The organism is Delftia sp. Cs1-4 (assembly GCF_000214395.1).
Taxonomy (GTDB): domain Bacteria; phylum Pseudomonadota; class Gammaproteobacteria; order Burkholderiales; family Burkholderiaceae_C; genus Comamonas; species Comamonas acidovorans.
In genome coordinates this window covers 3,690,445-3,705,625 of the sequence record NC_015563.1, presented here as the reverse complement: position 1 = coordinate 3,705,625, position 15,181 = coordinate 3,690,445, and the positions used below count along the sequence as shown (strand labels likewise).

The following is a 15,181-nucleotide window of genomic DNA, read 5'->3' as shown; positions in this document are numbered from 1 at the left end:
GCTCAGGGCAGGGCGCAGACAAAGCTGGCCGCATCCTCCACATTGCCCGTGCCGGCGGCTGCGCCCTCGAACCTGTACCTGGCAATCTTCGGATACGGGCACAGCGGGCGCGTGCGCTGCGGGAAATCCGCGCTGGACGGCAGGGCCCTGGCGGCGATGGTGTCCGGGGCGTTGCCTTTCTCCACCCAGTCGACCATGGCCTGTATGGAGTCGAAGCTGTCCGTGGCCGGGCCGCCCGAGCAATGGTTCATGCCCGGCACGAGGAAGGTGCGCGCAAAGTCCTGCGTGGCCTGCATGCCGCCGTTGTTGGCGGCCAGGCGCTCGTAGTAGTCCAGCGTGTCCAGCGCCGAGAAGATGGGGTCGGACATGCCGTGGATGAAGAGCATCTTGCCGCCGTGCTGCCGGAAGGCCGTGAGCCGGTCATCCCGGTAGGTGTCATAGATGGCCGAGTAGGCCTGCATGCGCGCCGGGTCGGTGTCGAAGTTGAAGGCCAGCGGGTTGAAGCCCAGGTCTGGCGGGGTGAGGAATTCGTTGACCAGCGCATCCACGATCAGCGTGATGTAGCGCGAATCCGGCGTGGCGGTGGTGGAGCTGCCCAGTGTCCAGGTGCGCCAGCCCGGCGCTGCCAGGCCCGGATCCCACGGCTGGCCCGCATACAGGGCCTGGCCTGCCGAGTTGCGCGGCCCGGCAAACACGTTTCTGAGCGCGTTCACCTGTCCGCTGCTCAGGCAACTGCCAGACTTGGCGCCGCCGCACTGCAGCACGCCGGGGTCGAAATGGCAGGCCTTGACGTGGTTCACCATGCCATCGGCCACGCCGTCGGCCGCATCGCAGGAGGCGGTCACTGCCTTGGCCACCAGGTTCAGGTCCTCGTTGCTGAAGGCCCGGGAGAGGATGCGCCGGCCGCTGCTGTCGGCCGGCGCGATGGCGTCGAACTCGATGGTGTTCCACATCGCGGCTACCGTGGCGCCGCTCGATACCCGCATCGCAGGGGCACCGGCCGTGATGGCGTCGAAGTAGTCGGGAAAGCGCTGCGAGAACACCATGCCCTGGCGTCCTCCGCCCGAGCAGCCTGAAAAATAGGAGTGCTCAGGCTTGCGCCCGTAGCGCGTGGAGATCAGCGATTTGGCCGCCACGGCGGTCTTGTCGTAGGCGTTGTAGGCGTGGTCCAGCCGGGCCTGAGGGTCGGCACCGAAGCTGGCCGTGGTGCCGGTGTGGCCCGCGTCGGTGGAGACCACCGCAAAGCCCTGGCCCAGCGGCGAAGGCGTTGCGCCTGAGATGCTGGAACTCAGCGAGGTGTCGCGCAGGATGCCGTCGTTGCCACCGCCGCCGATGAAGAGAAACCGGCCGTTCCATTGGTCCGGCAGGCTGAGCTGGAACCCGATGGCGTAGTTCTTTCCGTCCACGCCCATGCGCGGGTTGATGGCGCCGGTGACTACGCAGTGCCCGGGCAGCAGCGCGCCGGTGCTGGCGCCGCCCGGCCTGCGGGTGTCGGGCGGCACGTAGCTGGTGGACAGCCGGGTGGCCGCAAGGCCTGCCCTGTCAGGCAGGTCGGCGCAGGCGGCCGCCGGCGTTGCGGCATCGGCCAAAGTGGGGCTGCTGCCACCGCCGCAGCCCGCCATGAGCAGGGATGCGGCAAAGGCGGCCGTGGATGGAAAAACGCGCCGCAAGGCGCGTGGGGCGTGGTCGGTTCGCATGGCTTGTGTCTCCTGTCGCCCGAGCGTAAGACCAGGGACGGAGGGGCCATGTCATCTCAGAGGATGACGGGACAACCCGGCGTGGGCGCTGCCCCGCGCCCGGCTTCAGAGTTTGCGCAGCCGCTCCAACGCCGCGCGCAGCGTGCTGTCTTGCTTGGCAAAGCAAAAGCGCACCACGCGCTGGTCGAAGCCGTCGCCATAGAAGGCCGACAGCGGGATGGCCGCCACGCCGTGCTCCCGGACCAGCCACTGGCAGAACGCGGCTTCGTCCAGGTCCGACACGGCCGAGATGTCGGCGCAGACGAAGTAGGTCCCCGCCGTGGGCAGCAGGCGCAGGCGCGAGCCTTCCAGGCCCTGGCGGAACAGGTCGCGCTTGGCCTGGTAGAAGGCGGGCAGCTGCAGATAGGGCGCAGGGTCGGCCATGTAGCTGGCCAGGCCCGCCTGCATGGGCGTGTTGACGGTGAAGACGTTGAACTGGTGGACCTTGCGGAACTCGGCCGTGAGCGCGGCCGGCGCGGCGACGGTGCCCACCTTCCAGCCCGTGACATGGTAGGTCTTGCCGAAGCTGGAGACGATGAAGGCGCGCGCCGCCAGGCCGGCAAAGCGCGCGGCGCTCTGGTGCTGGCGGCCGTCGTAGACCATGTGCTCGTAGACCTCGTCGCTGATCAGCAGCACGTCGGTGGGCGCCAGCAGCTCCTGCAGCTGCAGCATCTCGGCATCGCTCCAGATGGTGGCGCTGGGGTTGTGCGGGCTGTTGATGATCAAAAGCCGTGTGCGCGGCGTGATGGCGGCGGCAATTTTGGCGAAGTCGGGCTTGAAGCTGCCCGGCGTCAGCGGCACGCGCACGGGCACGCCGCCGGCCAGCTCGATGTTGGGCACATAGCTGTCGTAGCAGGGGTCGAGCACGATGACTTCATCGCCCGCATGCACGGTGGCCAGGATGGCGGTGAGGATGGCCTGCGTGGCGCCGGCCGTGACCGTGATCTCGGTGCCCGCGTCGTAGCGGCGGCCGTACAGCGCCTCCATCTTGTCGGCCATGGCCTGGCGCAGCTGCGGCAGGCCGGGCATGGGCGGGTACTGGTTGTGGCCGGCCTGCATGGCGGCCGTGACGGCATCGACCAGCCTGGGGTCGCAGCCGAAGTCGGGGAAGCCCTGGCCCAGGTTCACCGCCTGGTGCTCGGCGGCCAGCGCCGACATGGTGGTGAAGATGGTCGTGCCCACATGGGGCAGGCGGCTGGGGAAGGCGGGCGTGCGGGGCGTGGCAGAGGTCATGGCGGAGGCAGCGGAAAACGGGAACGGGCCCGCACTGCGGGCCCGGTGGGGCGGAGGATCAGAGTTCGTAGTCGTGCACGTGGCCGCTCATGGCGCGCATGATCAGGTCGCGCGTCAGGCGGTCGCTGAGCAGCTCTGCGAAGCGGTAGACGAAGTTGCGCAGATAGGCGCCACGCTTGATGGCCACGCGCGCCACGCTCTGGCCGAACAGATGGCCCATGGGGCGGACCACGAGGTCGTTGACCGGATCGTCGCGCATGGCCATCTCGGCCACGATGCCGATGCCCAGGCCCAGGCGCACGTAGGTCTTGATCACGTCGGAGTCAATGGCCTCCAGCACGATGCGCGGACGCAGCCGGCGCGTGGCGAAGGCCTGGTCGATCTTGCCGCGCCCGGTGAAAGAGGGGTGGTAGGTGATCAGCGACTCATGGGCGATGTCGTCCAGCGTGATGCGCTCTTTCTGCGCCAGCGGATGGCCCGTGGGCATGACCAGCACGTGCTGCCATTCGTAGCAGGGCAGGGTGACGAGATCGGGGTAGTCGGCCAGGGATTCGGTGGCCATGCCGATGTCGGCGATCTCGTCGATGACCATGCGCGCCACCTCGGCCGGCGTGGCCTGGTGCAGGCTGATGGTGACCTTGGGATAAAGGTCGCGCAGCCGTGCCACGGCGGGCGGCAGCACGTAGCGGGCCTGGGTGTGGGTGGTGGCAATCGACAGCGTGCCGCTGTCCTGGGCGCTGTACTGCTCGCCGATGCGCTTGAGGTTGCCGATCTCGCGCATGATGAGTTCGATGCTCTTGAGCACCTCCAGGCCGGGTTCGGTGATGCGCTTGAGGCGCTTGCCGTGGCGCGCGAAGATGTCGATGCCCAGCTCCTCCTCCAGCTCGATGATGGCCTTGGAGACGCCGGGCTGCGAGGTGTGCAGGGCCTTGGCCGCCTCGGTGAGGTTGAGGTTGCGGCGCGCCGCTTCTTGGACGAATCGGAATTGGTGCAGGTTCATGGCGGTGACAGCTGGGTGCAGCGCGCCATTATGCTGCATTTATATAAAGAAGCGATTCGTTATTTCAGCTTCCTGAGCTGCCGGAAGGCTCCATGGCCGCCAACGCCAGCTCTGCCAGCAGGGCCGTGACACGCGGATGCTCGCCCACGGCAGGCTCCAGTTCCACGGCCACCTGTGGGTGGGTGTCGCGGATCTCTTGCACCAGCTTCGGGATGTCCTCGCGCGCATGCTTGCCCGTGCCCAGGAACAGGGGCAGCACGGTGATGCGCATGGCGCCCGCCTCGACCAGCCCGCGCGCGGCGGTGGGCAGGTCGGGCGCACAGGCTTCCAGGTAGGCGCATGCAGCCAGGCCGTGGGGCCGCGTTTGCCGGACGGCGCCGAGCACGGCCTCGATGGGCTGGCGCCACAAGGCGTCGCGGGAGCCGTGGGCCAGCAGGATCAGGCCGGCAATGCCGGCCGCTGTTGTGTCGTTTTGCATGGCAACGGACCTAGCGGCGCAGCACCAGCCAGGTGAAGGCGGTCAATGAAAGAAGGCTGTAGAGCAGGCCCGGCGCCGCAGCGGTCAGCCAGGGCGACCAGGTCTGCAGCGTGCCGATGTAGCCGAACACGTTGTTCAGCAGGAAGAAGCTGATGCCGGCCATCACACCGCCGAACACATAGGCTGCGATGCCGCCCGAGCGGAAATGCAGATAGGCAAAGGGCAGGGCCAGCACCACCATCACCAGGCAACTCATGGGGTAGAAGACCTTGCGCCAGAACTCGATCTCGTACTTCTGCGCGGCCTGGCCGTTGGCCTCCAGGTGGCGCACGTACTGGAACAGCGAGATGGTGGACATGCGGTCGGGCTTGAGCAGCGCGGCCGAGACCATTTCGGCGCTGATGCCGGTCTTCCAGACCAGGCTGTCCTCTTTCTCGCGCAGCAGCACCATGCCTGCGTCGGCCTTGGCCTTCAGGCGGCTGGCCTCAACGCCCTGGAGCGTCCAGGATTCGCCATCCTCGCTGACCTGCGCCGCCTGCGCATGGATCTGGGCCGAGATGCGGCCCTGGCCGTCAAAGTCGAAGATGCGCACATTGGAGAAATCGCCGGGCCCGCGGATGGCGCGCACGTTGATGGCGATGGAGTGATCGCCCTGCCGTTCCTTGAGCCAGGCACCCGTGGCGCCGCGCGACAGCTGGGCCAGGTGGATGGCGCGGATGTTCTGGCCCGCGTTCTCGGCCGCCGGCGCCAGGTAGTCGCCCGTGCCGAAGGTGGCCAGCACAAAGCCCAGGCCCAGCACCATCAGCGTGCGCAGCGCCAGCCAGGGGCCCATGCCGCTGGTGCGCATGATGGTGAATTCCGAGCTCTGGGCAAAGCGCGCCATCACGTAGATGGTGCCGATCAGCACGGTGATGGGCATCAGCTCGTACAAGTGGCTGGGGATGCGCAGCACCACGAAGAGCAGGGCGTGCGTGATCTGGTAGCCGTTGTCGCCGCCGCGCCCGACCCAGCGCAGCTCATCGACCAGATCGAAGAAGAAGAACAGCGCCAGGAAGGCCAGCGTCACATAGCCGACGGCCGCGATGATGTCGCGGTACAGCAGGTTTCTCAGAACTCTCATCAGGGCACCGCCTTTGCGTCGTCCAGGGCAGCCGGCTTGCAGGGCCTGCGCCACAGGTCGCGCGGCGACCAGCGCTTGTGCCGGGCCAGCAGCACCAGCAGTGCCAGCAGCAATGTTCCACCGTGCAGCAGGGCCGTCATGGCGGGCATGCTCAGCTTGCCCGAGGCCACCCAGTTCTCGCCCAGCGTCATCAGGTTGTAGTACACGATGAAGGCGAACAGCGCGAGCATGAGGCTGCCGCTGCCACCAGCGCGCGGGTTCACGCTGGCCACGGCCAGGCCCAGGATCACGAAGTTCAGCGCCGCCAGCGGCAGGCCTATGCGCCAGCCCAGCTCGGCACGGTAGATGGGTTCGGTGCGCGGCAGCAGCTCATGCGTGTACGTGCTGCGTGCGGCCATTTCCTCGGCGGCGGCCAGATTGCTGCCGCTGCCGAGCTGCGTGCCGTATTCCTTGAACTCGCTGATCTTCACCGAGCCGTCGCTGGTCTGCGTTTCCATGCGCTGGCCGTCGGTGAGCACGGCCATGCGCTCGCCCTTGACCACTTCCAGCCGCGCGCCGCGCGCCGAGGTCACGGACTCGCGCCCGCGCTCATTGGCCACGATGAACACATTGTTGGCAGCGGTGGCGCTGGGCACGTCCTTGTCGATGAAGAACACGCGCGAGCCGCCGGCAGACTCCTGGAACTCGCCGGGAGCGATGCGGTCAATGTCGCTGCGCTGCTCGAACTGGGTCTTGATCTGCTCGATCTGCTGATTGGCCCAGGGCAGGATGCCCAGGCCCAGCACGGCGATCACGGCCAGCACCGGCCAGGCAAAGCGCAGCAGCGGGCGCAGCAGGCTGGCCAGCCCCTGGCCTGCGGCGAACCAGATCACCATCTCGCTGTCGCGGTACATGCGCGACAGCGAGCCGACCACGGCCACGAAAAGCCCCAGGCCCAAAATCGTGGGCAACTGGCCAAGCACCGTATAGCCCATGACCAGCAGAACGTCGGAAGGGCTGACATTGCCCTTGTAAGCCTGGCCCAGCGTGCGGATCAGCATCATGGTCATGACGACCGTGATCAGCACCACGACCGTGGCACCGAAGCTGCGGGCCAGCTCTTTGCGTATGGATGAATCGAATAACATTGGCTGAAAGGAAAACGCCGATTATGAACTTTGAACTGAAGCCGTTGACGACTGCCGCAGCAGTACGTGAAAAGTGTGACCTGTTGTTGGTGCTGGTGACCGAAGCCACGGTCACGGGCAGCGACGCGCTGTCCACCCTGGTCGCACACGCGGTCAAGGCCGGAGATTTCGAAACGGCAGCCGGCAAACAGCTGGCACTGTACGGCCTGCCAGCCGTCGCTGCACGCCGCGTCGTGCTGCTGGGCGCGGGCAACGGCTCGGCACGGGAAGTGCGCCAGGCCGTGGCCGGCGCAGGTGCTGCGCTCAAGGCGACCGGTGTTGGCAAGGCCTTGCTGTGCTTTGGCTTCGATGCGGCAGGTCCTGCCGTTGCTGCCGCCGTTCTGGCGGCGGCCGATGCCTGCTACAGCTATACCCACACCAAGCCGCAGGCCAAGCCCGTGGCGCTCAAGAAGCTGGTGATTGCCGCAGCCGTCAAGGCGGGCGACAAGAATGGCGTTGCCGACGCTTTCAAGACCGCCGTGGCCCAGGCCGAAGGCATGACCCTGGCACGCGAATGGGCCAATCGCCCCGCCAACCACGCCACGCCCACCTTGCTGGCTGACGCGGCCCGCGCCCTGACCAAGCTGCCCGGCATCAGCTGCAAGATCCACGGCCCCGCCGAAGTCGCCAAGCTCGGCATGGGCGCTTTCATGGCCGTGGCCCAGGGATCGGAGCAGCCGCTGCGCTTTATCGAACTGCACTACAACGGTGGCACCAAGGGCGCCGCGCCCGTGGTGCTGGTCGGCAAGGGCATCACTTTCGATACCGGCGGCATCTCTCTCAAGCCTGCCGCTGAAATGGACGAGATGAAGTTCGACATGGGCGGCGCCGCCAGCGTGCTGGGCGTGTTCCAGGCGCTGGCCCGGCTGCAGCCGGCTGTCAATGTCGTCGGCCTCATTCCGGCGTCCGAGAACATGCCCGGCGGCGCTGCCGTCAAGCCGGGCGACGTGGTCACCAGCATGAGCGGCCAGACCATAGAGATCCTCAACACCGATGCCGAAGGCCGCCTCGTGCTCTGCGATGCGCTGACCTACGCCGCCCGCTTCAAGCCCCGCGCCATGGTGGACATCGCCACGCTGACCGGCGCCTGCGTCATCGCCCTGGGCGGGCTGCGCAGCGGCATGTTCTCGCCCAGCGACGAACTGGCCCGCGCGCTGGAGCAGGCCGGCGATGCGGCACTTGACCCCTGCTGGCGCATGCCGCTGGACGAGGAGTACGGCGAAGGCCTCAAGAGCAATTTCGCCGACATGGGCAATGTGGCTGGCCGCGCGGGTGGCGCGGTCACGGCAGCCAAGTTCCTGCAGCGCTTTGTGGGCGACATTCCATGGGCGCACCTGGACATCGCCGGCACGGCCTGGAAGAGCGGCGCCGCAAAGGGCGGTACAGGCCGCCCCGTGGGCCTGCTGCTGCACTATCTGCTGGCCGGCATCGATGCTGGCAAGGCGCAGGCCAAGGCTGCGGCATCTCATAAAGCTGCTGCACCCAAGAAACCTGTGCCACCCAAGGCAGGATCTGCCAGCCGCCGCAAGGCTGCAGTTGCCGCTCAGCCGGAGCAGGCATGAGCGCATCGTCCCTGTCAGCCCGGGCCTGTTTGAAGGGAGCATCGCTTGACTGAAGTGGCGTTCCATTTCAACGCGCCCGACAAGCTGGCCTATGTCTGCCGCCTGGCGCGCAAGGCGCTCAGGCACCGCACGCAACTGGTGGTGCTGGGGTCGCCGCCGCTGCTCAAGGCCTTGTCGCCCAGGCTGTGGAGTGTCTCGCCCACCGACTTCCTGGCCCATGCGGGCGAAGGCGATGGGGCAGACATCATGGCCTTCTCGCCCATCGTTCTGCTGGAGCGGCTGGACGGCGCGCCGCACCACGACATGCTGGTCAACCTGGGCGGCGAAGTGCCCGAAGGGTTCGAGCGCTTTGCGCGTGTCGTCGAAGTGGTTTCCGCCACCGACGAGGAAGACCGCCACCTGGCCCGGCAGCGCTGGAAGCACTATGCGGCCCAGGGTATTTCCATCAAGCGCCATGACCTGGTCCTCAAGGAGTAAGCCATGAGCGCTCCTCCCTCCAAAACCCCACCGCGCTTTGTTCCCACGCTCACCGATGTCGTTGCGGTGGATGCGGTGCAGGCACCGGTTCAGGCGGTCGAACCCCCGGCACCCCTGGCACACCCCGTGTCCGAACTGCCGCTGACTGACGAAGCGACGCCCTGGGCCAGCGAAGGCATGCTGGCGCCTCGGCGTGGCGTGGTCACCCTGCCTGCGTCCCTGCCGCCGCTGCCGCAGGACCTGGAACCCCAGCGGCCCATGGTCGCCGAGCAGGATGCACCTGAGGAAATCCCGACACCTGCAATGCAGCCCGTGCTCTCGGACTATCAGCCGCCCAGCGCCCCGTCCGTGGAAATGCAATTGGCCCAGGAAGGCCGTCTGGCCGAAATGGCTGACGTGGCTGATGTGACTGATGCGGCAGGTGCGGCTGCAGCGGGCGACGCGGCACCGGCCGGGGAAGTGGTCCCTGCCGACTTGGTGGTCCCGGTGGTACAGGCTGTCGTAGCAGAGGCGGCTGCCGCGCCGACTCCGGCTTCCCCCGCCATGCCGGCAGCCCCCACCATGGAGTCCATCTGGGACAGTCATGCGCAGCAGGTCACCGAGGAATATCTGGTCCATCGCCTCATGCAGCGTGTGGACCTGGTGCTGGACCAGCGCCTGCGCGACGCCATTGCCACCGTGGTTCAACAGCAGACACGGTCCATCGTCGTGCGTCTGCGCGAGGAGGTGGAATCCGTCGTGCGCCAGGCCGTCTATGAGGCGGTGGCCGATGAGCTGGCCTTTCGCGCCACGGCCGCACGTGGCGACTCCGGCCAGGGCGACCGTTGAGTGCAGGGCAAGGGCGGGTGGCGCAAGCCCCCGCCTGATCGGTCGTCAGCCTGCGCGGGCCGGGCCTGAGAACACCTCGGGATTGAGTATGTTGCTGGGCTGCCCCGCAACGAAGTTCACCACATTGTCGAAGGCGGCGCGAAAGTACAGCTCATAGCTGTCCTGCTCCACGTAGCCGATGTGCGGCGTGCAGATGCAGTTCTCCAGCCGCAGCAGCGCATGGCCCTGGAGGATGGGCTCGCTCTCGAACACGTCCACGGCCGCCAGGCCCGGCCGGCCCCGGTTGAGCGCACCCAGCAGGGCATCGGCCTCCACCAGCTCCGCGCGCGAGGTGTTCACGAACAGGGCGGTCGGCTTCATGCGTGCCAGATCCTGCGCCGTGACGATGCCGCGTGTGGCCTCATGCAGTCGCAGATGCATGGACAGCACGTCGGATTCGGTAAAGAAAGCCTCGCGCGATTCCGCCGCCGCAAAGCCATCGGCCTGTGCCTTCTGGCGCGAGCTTTCGCTGCCCCAGACCAGAACCTGCATGCCGAAGGCATGGCCATAGTGCGCGACCAGCCGTCCAATGCGGCCGTAGCCCCAGATACCCAGCGTGCGCCCGTGCAACACGCTGCCCAGTCCGAAATTCGCAGGCATGGACGCAGCCTTGAAGCCCGATTGCTGCCATGCGCCGTGCTTGAGGTTGGCGATGTACTGCGGCAGCCTCCGCGTGGCCGCCATGATCAGCGACCAGGTCAGCTCTGCCGGCGCAATGGGCGAACCCACGCCCTCGGCAATCGCAACGCCCTGGTCGGTACAGGCCTGCACATCGATATGGGCGCCGGCCTTGCCGGTCTGCGCGATCAGCTTCAGGCGCGGAAGCTTTTCCAGCAGCTGCCGGCTGATCTGCGTGCGCTCGCGGGTCAGCACGATGATGTCCGCATCGCGCAACCGCACCGACAGCTGGCCTACGCCCTTGACGGTATTGGTGAAGACCTTGGCGTTGAAGGGCTCCAGCAGACGAGCACAGTCCAGCTTGCGCACGGCGTCCTGGTAGTCGTCAAGAATGATGATGTTCATTGCCTGTGAATCCGTCATAAGCCTTTGATTTATCTCTGGTTTGCCGCGTAAGATGTTGTCGGCAAATGATTTATTCCATTCCTGCGCTTACCTTTGTGCTTCATCTGCGCTTGCCTGGACTCGTCTACACTTCACCGCTCGGTATAGGTTTTGTGTAGGTTTTTCCGGCATTCAAGGTGTAGCTTCAGATGTTCTTTGACGCACGTTCAGCCAAGACCCTAAAGCAGGGCGAACACATTGTCGTACAAGGTTGCCCAGGCTTGAGGCTCGAAGCGACGGCCAGCACGAAATCTTGGACCTATCGTTACAGAAGCTTGGCGGATTCGGCAAAGCTCAAGCAGGTCAAACTCGGCCAATGGCCAGCCATGTCGCCAGCCCAGGCTGCAGCCGAATGGCAGGCAGCGCGGGACCTGCGTGAGCAGGGAAGAGATCCAGCGGACGAGCGAAAGCTGGCGCGCAAGGCTTTGGCGCAACCGGTTGCACAGGTTTACACATTGGCCAAGCTGGTGGACGACTATGCCGCCCGGTATCTCATGGTCAACCGAGAGGCCAAGGGCGCCCGCAACATCGAGCAGCGTCTGCGCAATGCGATCTCGGGACGGGAGTCGACATCCGTGGCCGAGGTGGGGCGCTCTTTTGTCTACGACGTCATTGAAGGCCTGGCCGACCGCCCCGTCTTGGCCAAGTCCGTGAAGATGGAGATGGCAGCTGCATGGCGCGTGGGGCTGGAGTCAGGGCGAATTCCGGACGGCATGCCCAACTGGTGGGCGGAACGCACGTCCCACAAGCTTCGCAGCAAAGGGGCAGTGCGCGAGGGCAAACACAAGGGCACCAGCAAGCGCGTGCTGAGCGGCGCGGAGATCAAGACGCTGATCGAGGGTGAGCTGTCGATGTTCAGCCAGCAGGTTCAGGATTTCCTGACGCTGCAGCTGTGGACATGCACGCGTGGCGGGGAGATCTGCCAGATGCAGAAGAAGCAATTGTCGGAAGAGGGGGGTGTGCTTTGGTGGACCGTGCCCAAGGAGGCAATGAAGATTCGGCACGTTGAGGTCGCACATGACCTGCGTGTGCCTTTGTTCGGTCGGGCCGAGCAGATCGTGCGACGTCTGCTGGCGAATGAGGGGCAATGGCTGTTCCCGAGCATTGGGCGCGATGGTGTGCTGAAAGGGCAGACCCAGGCCTACATGCAGACCAAGGTGCACTATCTGCAGCCCTACAGCAAGACGAAGCCCGAGCACCGGCGGGCGCGGCTGACCGTGACGCATTGGTCACCGCATGATCTTCGGCGGACGGGGCGCACCATCCTTGCGTCGATGGGCTGTCCGCATGAGGTGGGGGAGGCGATCCTTGGCCACGTCCTCCCTGGCGTGGCCGGCGACTACAACCTCTACCGGTACGACGCCGAGCGCAGCCAATGGCTGGCAGCGCTCGATGCGAAGTTGGAGGAGTTCATCGCGGCTTAGGGGCACCGGTGTTCTCAGGTGGCAGCAGTTCAGACGCTGGCCGCCGGGCTGACCACTCATCGAGTTCCGCGCGCAGCCAGCCAACGCGCCTGGCAGACAGCTGGCGGGGTTGGGGTATCTGGCGCTCACGCACCAGTTGTTCAAAGGAACTGACGCTCAGCGCCACGTAGGCTGCGGCATGCTCGCGGCCGAGCACGGCAGGTGCAAAGTTCAGGGTGATGCTCTTGGACATGGGCGTCCTCAATGAAGAAGGCCCGCGGGTGCGGGCCAGGTGGGTGGTTCGTCGTTGTCGGGGAGCGGAGCGCGCTTGTCGCGCTAGTGTTTGGGCTTCTTGCTGGCCATGGTTAGGTTTCCTTGATGTCGTGGGCACGCTCGTAAAACCGCGTTAGTGCGGCGGCCAGCGCGTGGCGGGCCCGGGGAAAGATCAGGCGGCCCGGCGTAGCTGCCAGGCCGTGGACTCGGGGGAGTTGAGCGAGACGATTTGCTGCATGGGCACGGGGCTCACGGAGTTGCCGACCGTGCGCGCCTGGGCGGTCTTCGTCAGGGGCTTGCCGGAGGCGGTCCTGTCGATGACGTAGCCAGGGGGAAGTCCTGGGCGTTGTAGAGCTCGCGTGGCACCAGCATGCGCAGAGTGATGTCCACGATCACCCAGAGCTCGCCCTTGAGCCAGACAGTCACGAGCGCCAGGCGGTCGCGCGTGGTGATCGTGGTCATGGGGTCGCGCAGATCCGCCCACTGGCCGCCGCTGGCGTGGTAGCGCATCAGGAAGGCGGCGCAGCGCAGGGCGCCGGCCTCCTGATCGGGCGACAGGTGGTACTGGATCAGGGCATGGTGCTCGGCCCCGGCCGTGACGGTGGGCACGGGCTCGTGCATGTCGCGGCCCACGCTGTTTCGGCGCAGTGTGCACAGGTGCGCGGCGATCAGCTGCTGCTGGCTGCCGCTGGTGGTCACGGTCGATACAGGGTCGCGCAGGTCGCGGGTCGGCGTGCTGTTGAACCCGCCGTTGGCCTGGAGCATGAACGCGGATGCCAGGCTCTGCCCGCCGCCGCTGGCCGTCACGGTGCCCAAAGGAGCTTTGATGTCGTTGGCACCGTGGCTCCAGCGCTTGCCGCCGTCTTGCCCTCGCCGTGCCCGGCCTGCACCAGGTATGCCGAGCTGACGGCGTGCTTGATGCCGCCGGCCACGGCAGTGCCCAGAGGTTGGGACAAGTCGAGCACGCGCGGTGCCTGGCCCTTGGCTTCGCCGTATCCCATCTGGATCAGGGTGGGCGACACCAGGGCGCGGCAGCCACCTTTTTCCGTGGCGATGGTGCTCATGGGTCGGTCGAGCTTTTCGATTTTCCCGCCGTGGGCCATGTTCACGATGAACGGCTGGGGGCTGTTCAGCACGAACTTGTCCAGGCCATGCGCGATCCGCCGCATGGTGGCCGGCGCCAGTTCCTTCTTGCGCCCGAAGATGCTTTGCCCGGGGATGCTCCAGTCGATGCACTCGGCTGCCTGGCGGAATGGCTTCTGGCCCGCCTTCGGATGCTTCCAGTGCGTCTGCGCTGGCCACACGATGGGCAGGCCGTCGCGGCGGGCGATCAGGTACAGCCGCGTGCGGGTGCTGCGAGAGCCCAGGGTGGCGTTGCAGATCACCCGCCATTCGACCTTGTAGCCCAGGTCGCGCAGCGCCTGGATGAAGTGGCGCCAGTTGCGGCCCTTGTGCTTGGGGTCTGGCACCAGGAACTGATTGCCGCGCGGCACCACCTCGCCGGGTTCGGCTACGCGGAAGGTGGCTTTGCCCGTGGCGGGATCGCGCTTCGCAATCAGCGGGGACCACTGCATCATCTGTTCGACGTTCTCCAGCGTGATGACATCGGGCTGGGTCTTGCCGGCCCAGCGGATGACGATCCATGCGAGCGACCGGATTTCCCCGTTGCGCGGCTGGCCGCCCAGGGCCTGGCTGTGGTGCGTGCAGTCCGGGGATGCGTGCAGCAGGCCCACCAGCTCACCCTTGGTCACGGACAGCGGGTCCACCTCGCGGATGTCGGCGCGGTAGTGCCTGGTTTGCGGGTGGTTGACCTCGTGCATGCCGATGGCATCGGCGTCGTGGTTGATGGCGACATCGACGGGCCGGCCGATGGCCTGCTCAATGCCGGTCGATGCGCCGCCGCCACCGGCAAACAGGTCGATCACCAGCTTGGCAGCGAGGGGCAGGAGAAATTGAGGGGTGAGCATGCGGCTCCTTGAAATTTGGGCCAAAAAAAAGCCGCTCGCGGCAGGGCCGGGCGGCTTCGAGATACCTGTCGATTGCTCAAGATAAATTAGAATGGTTTGTTGTAAAATTTGGTAATCAACAAAGAGGGGTTAAATGAAATTTAAAAAACTGATTGCAGCAATTGCTTTTGCTACTTCCGTTTGTGCGCATGCGCATTACACAGTGACAATTTATCAGTCTGGCAGTGACGTTATTGCGGTGGGGAGTGGGTCAATTAATATGATAAGTTTAAAGGGGGATGTATATACTCGCGTTATTCAACCCAATATTGCCTCTGGTTATGGGCTTTTGGCATTAGGCAAGCGTAATCCCGGTATATATCTAGGGCAAGTTACTGGGCCTGATCGATTTGGATTTGCTCCCGGGGTTATAGATGCCACGTATGCAGAAGGTGATGCTGTAGGTATTGATGCATCGTGGGGTACTCTAATGGTGCCAAACGGGTATGTGTCCGGCGCACCTCTTCAATCACTCGCTAGATGGAACGACTGGACCCTTAGTAGTTTAGGACTTAGACCTGGAGAATATCGTTGGTCGTGGGGTGAAGGAACATATTGGGATACATTCACGATAGTCGTCACGCAGGAAGAGAACCCGTTCCCAACAACGCCAGTCACAATCGAAGAGTTGCTTCGAAAAGGGATTGATGGCGTCTGCAAGCAATGTGATGCAGATAATACCCCGGGATACTTGGATAATTTGCGTGGTTTTGGGGTGAGGCACACAAACTAATAGTTAAAGCATTTGCGTTTGCAAATAAATTACGTTGAGTTGCATTTTTGGCGACCATGCGAGAT

The 15,181-nt window shown here is 65.4% G+C and carries 15 protein-coding genes; 5 read left to right on the top strand and 10 right to left on the bottom strand.

What is annotated here, in order from left to right; genetic code table 11:
* Positions 1-2: 2 nt before the first annotated feature.
* From DELCS14_RS16245 to lptF, 6 genes are all read right to left on the bottom strand, one after another.
* Positions 3-1,697 (bottom strand): tannase/feruloyl esterase family alpha/beta hydrolase, encoded by a 1,695-nt coding sequence (locus DELCS14_RS16245; RefSeq protein ID WP_013802625.1) that lies wholly within the window; start codon positions 1,695-1,697, stop codon positions 3-5.
* Positions 1,698-1,802: 105 nt separating this feature from the next.
* Positions 1,803-2,969 carry a pyridoxal phosphate-dependent aminotransferase gene (locus DELCS14_RS16240; protein ID WP_013802624.1) on the bottom strand — a complete coding sequence of 389 codons (1,167 nt, stop codon included), beginning with the start codon at positions 2,967-2,969 and terminating at the stop codon, positions 1,803-1,805.
* Positions 2,970-3,027: 58 nt separating this feature from the next.
* A complete protein-coding gene (locus tag DELCS14_RS16235; protein ID WP_034398475.1) occupies positions 3,028-3,969 on the bottom strand; it encodes a CysB family HTH-type transcriptional regulator in 942 nt (313 codons plus the stop codon).
* Between the two features lie 64 nt (positions 3,970-4,033).
* Positions 4,034-4,447, bottom strand: a complete 414-nt coding sequence (locus tag DELCS14_RS16230; RefSeq protein ID WP_013802623.1) for a CbiX/SirB N-terminal domain-containing protein — start codon at positions 4,445-4,447, stop codon at positions 4,034-4,036.
* Positions 4,448-4,457: 10 nt separating this feature from the next.
* Positions 4,458-5,567 (bottom strand): LPS export ABC transporter permease LptG, encoded by a 1,110-nt coding sequence (gene lptG / locus DELCS14_RS16225; protein WP_012205373.1) that lies wholly within the window; start codon positions 5,565-5,567, stop codon positions 4,458-4,460.
* A complete protein-coding gene (lptF, locus tag DELCS14_RS16220) occupies positions 5,567-6,694 on the bottom strand; it encodes an LPS export ABC transporter permease LptF (RefSeq protein WP_013802622.1) in 1,128 nt (375 codons plus the stop codon). Before lptF ends, lptG begins: the two co-directional genes overlap by 1 nt.
* A gap of 23 nt (positions 6,695-6,717) precedes the next feature.
* On the opposite strand from lptF, the gene DELCS14_RS16215 reads away from it, so the two are divergent.
* From DELCS14_RS16215 to DELCS14_RS16205, 3 genes are read left to right on the top strand one after another with little or no spacing between them, the layout of a single operon-like run.
* Positions 6,718-8,295: a leucyl aminopeptidase gene (locus DELCS14_RS16215; RefSeq protein ID WP_013802621.1), complete on the top strand. Its 1,578-nt coding sequence runs from the start codon at positions 6,718-6,720 to the stop codon at positions 8,293-8,295.
* Positions 8,296-8,340: 45 nt separating this feature from the next.
* Complete coding sequence (locus tag DELCS14_RS16210) at positions 8,341-8,772, top strand: DNA polymerase III subunit chi (protein WP_012205376.1); 432 nt, start codon at positions 8,341-8,343, stop codon at positions 8,770-8,772.
* Positions 8,773-8,775: 3 nt separating this feature from the next.
* Positions 8,776-9,600, top strand: coding sequence for a hypothetical protein (locus DELCS14_RS16205; RefSeq protein ID WP_013802620.1), 825 nt, complete (start codon positions 8,776-8,778; stop codon positions 9,598-9,600).
* 45 nt (positions 9,601-9,645) lie between these two features.
* Here the strand turns inward: DELCS14_RS16205 and DELCS14_RS16200 are convergent, their stop codons facing one another.
* The gene (locus tag DELCS14_RS16200; protein ID WP_013802619.1) at positions 9,646-10,662 is read right to left on the bottom strand and encodes a D-2-hydroxyacid dehydrogenase family protein; all 1,017 of its coding nucleotides are present in this window, start codon (positions 10,660-10,662) and stop codon (positions 9,646-9,648) included.
* Positions 10,663-10,850: 188 nt separating this feature from the next.
* On the opposite strand from DELCS14_RS16200, the gene DELCS14_RS16195 reads away from it, so the two are divergent.
* Positions 10,851-12,125, top strand: a complete 1,275-nt coding sequence (locus DELCS14_RS16195; protein ID WP_013802618.1) for an integrase arm-type DNA-binding domain-containing protein — start codon at positions 10,851-10,853, stop codon at positions 12,123-12,125.
* Here DELCS14_RS16195 and DELCS14_RS16190 read toward each other — a convergent pair.
* The 3 genes from DELCS14_RS16190 to DELCS14_RS31295 all read right to left on the bottom strand — a co-directional run bounded on the left by DELCS14_RS16190 (position 12,112) and on the right by DELCS14_RS31295 (position 14,344).
* Entirely contained in the window at positions 12,112-12,357 is a 246-nt protein-coding gene (locus DELCS14_RS16190) for an AlpA family phage regulatory protein (protein ID WP_013802617.1), read from the bottom strand. The genes DELCS14_RS16195 and DELCS14_RS16190 overlap by 14 nt on opposite strands.
* Before the next feature lie 308 nt (positions 12,358-12,665).
* A complete protein-coding gene (locus DELCS14_RS31300; RefSeq protein WP_228676771.1) occupies positions 12,666-13,193 on the bottom strand; it encodes a hypothetical protein in 528 nt (175 codons plus the stop codon).
* Positions 13,181-14,344, bottom strand: coding sequence for a DNA cytosine methyltransferase (locus DELCS14_RS31295; protein ID WP_228676770.1), 1,164 nt, complete (start codon positions 14,342-14,344; stop codon positions 13,181-13,183). Before DELCS14_RS31295 ends, DELCS14_RS31300 begins: the two co-directional genes overlap by 13 nt.
* Before the next feature lie 133 nt (positions 14,345-14,477).
* Between DELCS14_RS31295 and DELCS14_RS30660 the strand changes: the two genes are divergently transcribed.
* Positions 14,478-15,116: a hypothetical protein gene (locus tag DELCS14_RS30660; RefSeq protein WP_013802616.1), complete on the top strand. Its 639-nt coding sequence runs from the start codon at positions 14,478-14,480 to the stop codon at positions 15,114-15,116.
* Positions 15,117-15,181: the final 65 nt, after the last annotated feature.

Bases quoted from the DNA above. Each gene is read 5' to 3' on its own strand.
- DELCS14_RS16190 (WP_013802617.1), bottom strand. From the start codon at position 12,357: ATGTCCAAGAGCATCACCCTGAACTTTGCACCTGCCGTGCTCGGCCGC.
- DELCS14_RS16245 (WP_013802625.1), bottom strand. From the start codon at position 1,697: ATGCGAACCGACCACGCCCCACGCGCCTTGCGGCGCGTTTTTCCATCC.
- DELCS14_RS16215 (WP_013802621.1), top strand. From the start codon at position 6,718: ATGAACTTTGAACTGAAGCCGTTGACGACTGCCGCAGCAGTACGTGAA.
- DELCS14_RS30660 (WP_013802616.1), top strand. From the start codon at position 14,478: ATGAAATTTAAAAAACTGATTGCAGCAATTGCTTTTGCTACTTCCGTT.
- DELCS14_RS16205 (WP_013802620.1), top strand. From the start codon at position 8,776: ATGAGCGCTCCTCCCTCCAAAACCCCACCGCGCTTTGTTCCCACGCTC.
- DELCS14_RS16230 (WP_013802623.1), bottom strand. From the start codon at position 4,447: ATGCAAAACGACACAACAGCGGCCGGCATTGCCGGCCTGATCCTGCTG.
- DELCS14_RS16200 (WP_013802619.1), bottom strand. From the start codon at position 10,662: ATGAACATCATCATTCTTGACGACTACCAGGACGCCGTGCGCAAGCTG.
- lptG (WP_012205373.1), bottom strand. From the start codon at position 5,567: ATGAGAGTTCTGAGAAACCTGCTGTACCGCGACATCATCGCGGCCGTC.
- lptF (WP_013802622.1), bottom strand. From the start codon at position 6,694: ATGTTATTCGATTCATCCATACGCAAAGAGCTGGCCCGCAGCTTCGGT.
- DELCS14_RS31295 (WP_228676770.1), bottom strand. From the start codon at position 14,344: ATGCTCACCCCTCAATTTCTCCTGCCCCTCGCTGCCAAGCTGGTGATC.
- DELCS14_RS16235 (WP_034398475.1), bottom strand. From the start codon at position 3,969: ATGAACCTGCACCAATTCCGATTCGTCCAAGAAGCGGCGCGCCGCAAC.
- DELCS14_RS16240 (WP_013802624.1), bottom strand. From the start codon at position 2,969: ATGACCTCTGCCACGCCCCGCACGCCCGCCTTCCCCAGCCGCCTGCCC.
- DELCS14_RS16195 (WP_013802618.1), top strand. From the start codon at position 10,851: ATGTTCTTTGACGCACGTTCAGCCAAGACCCTAAAGCAGGGCGAACAC.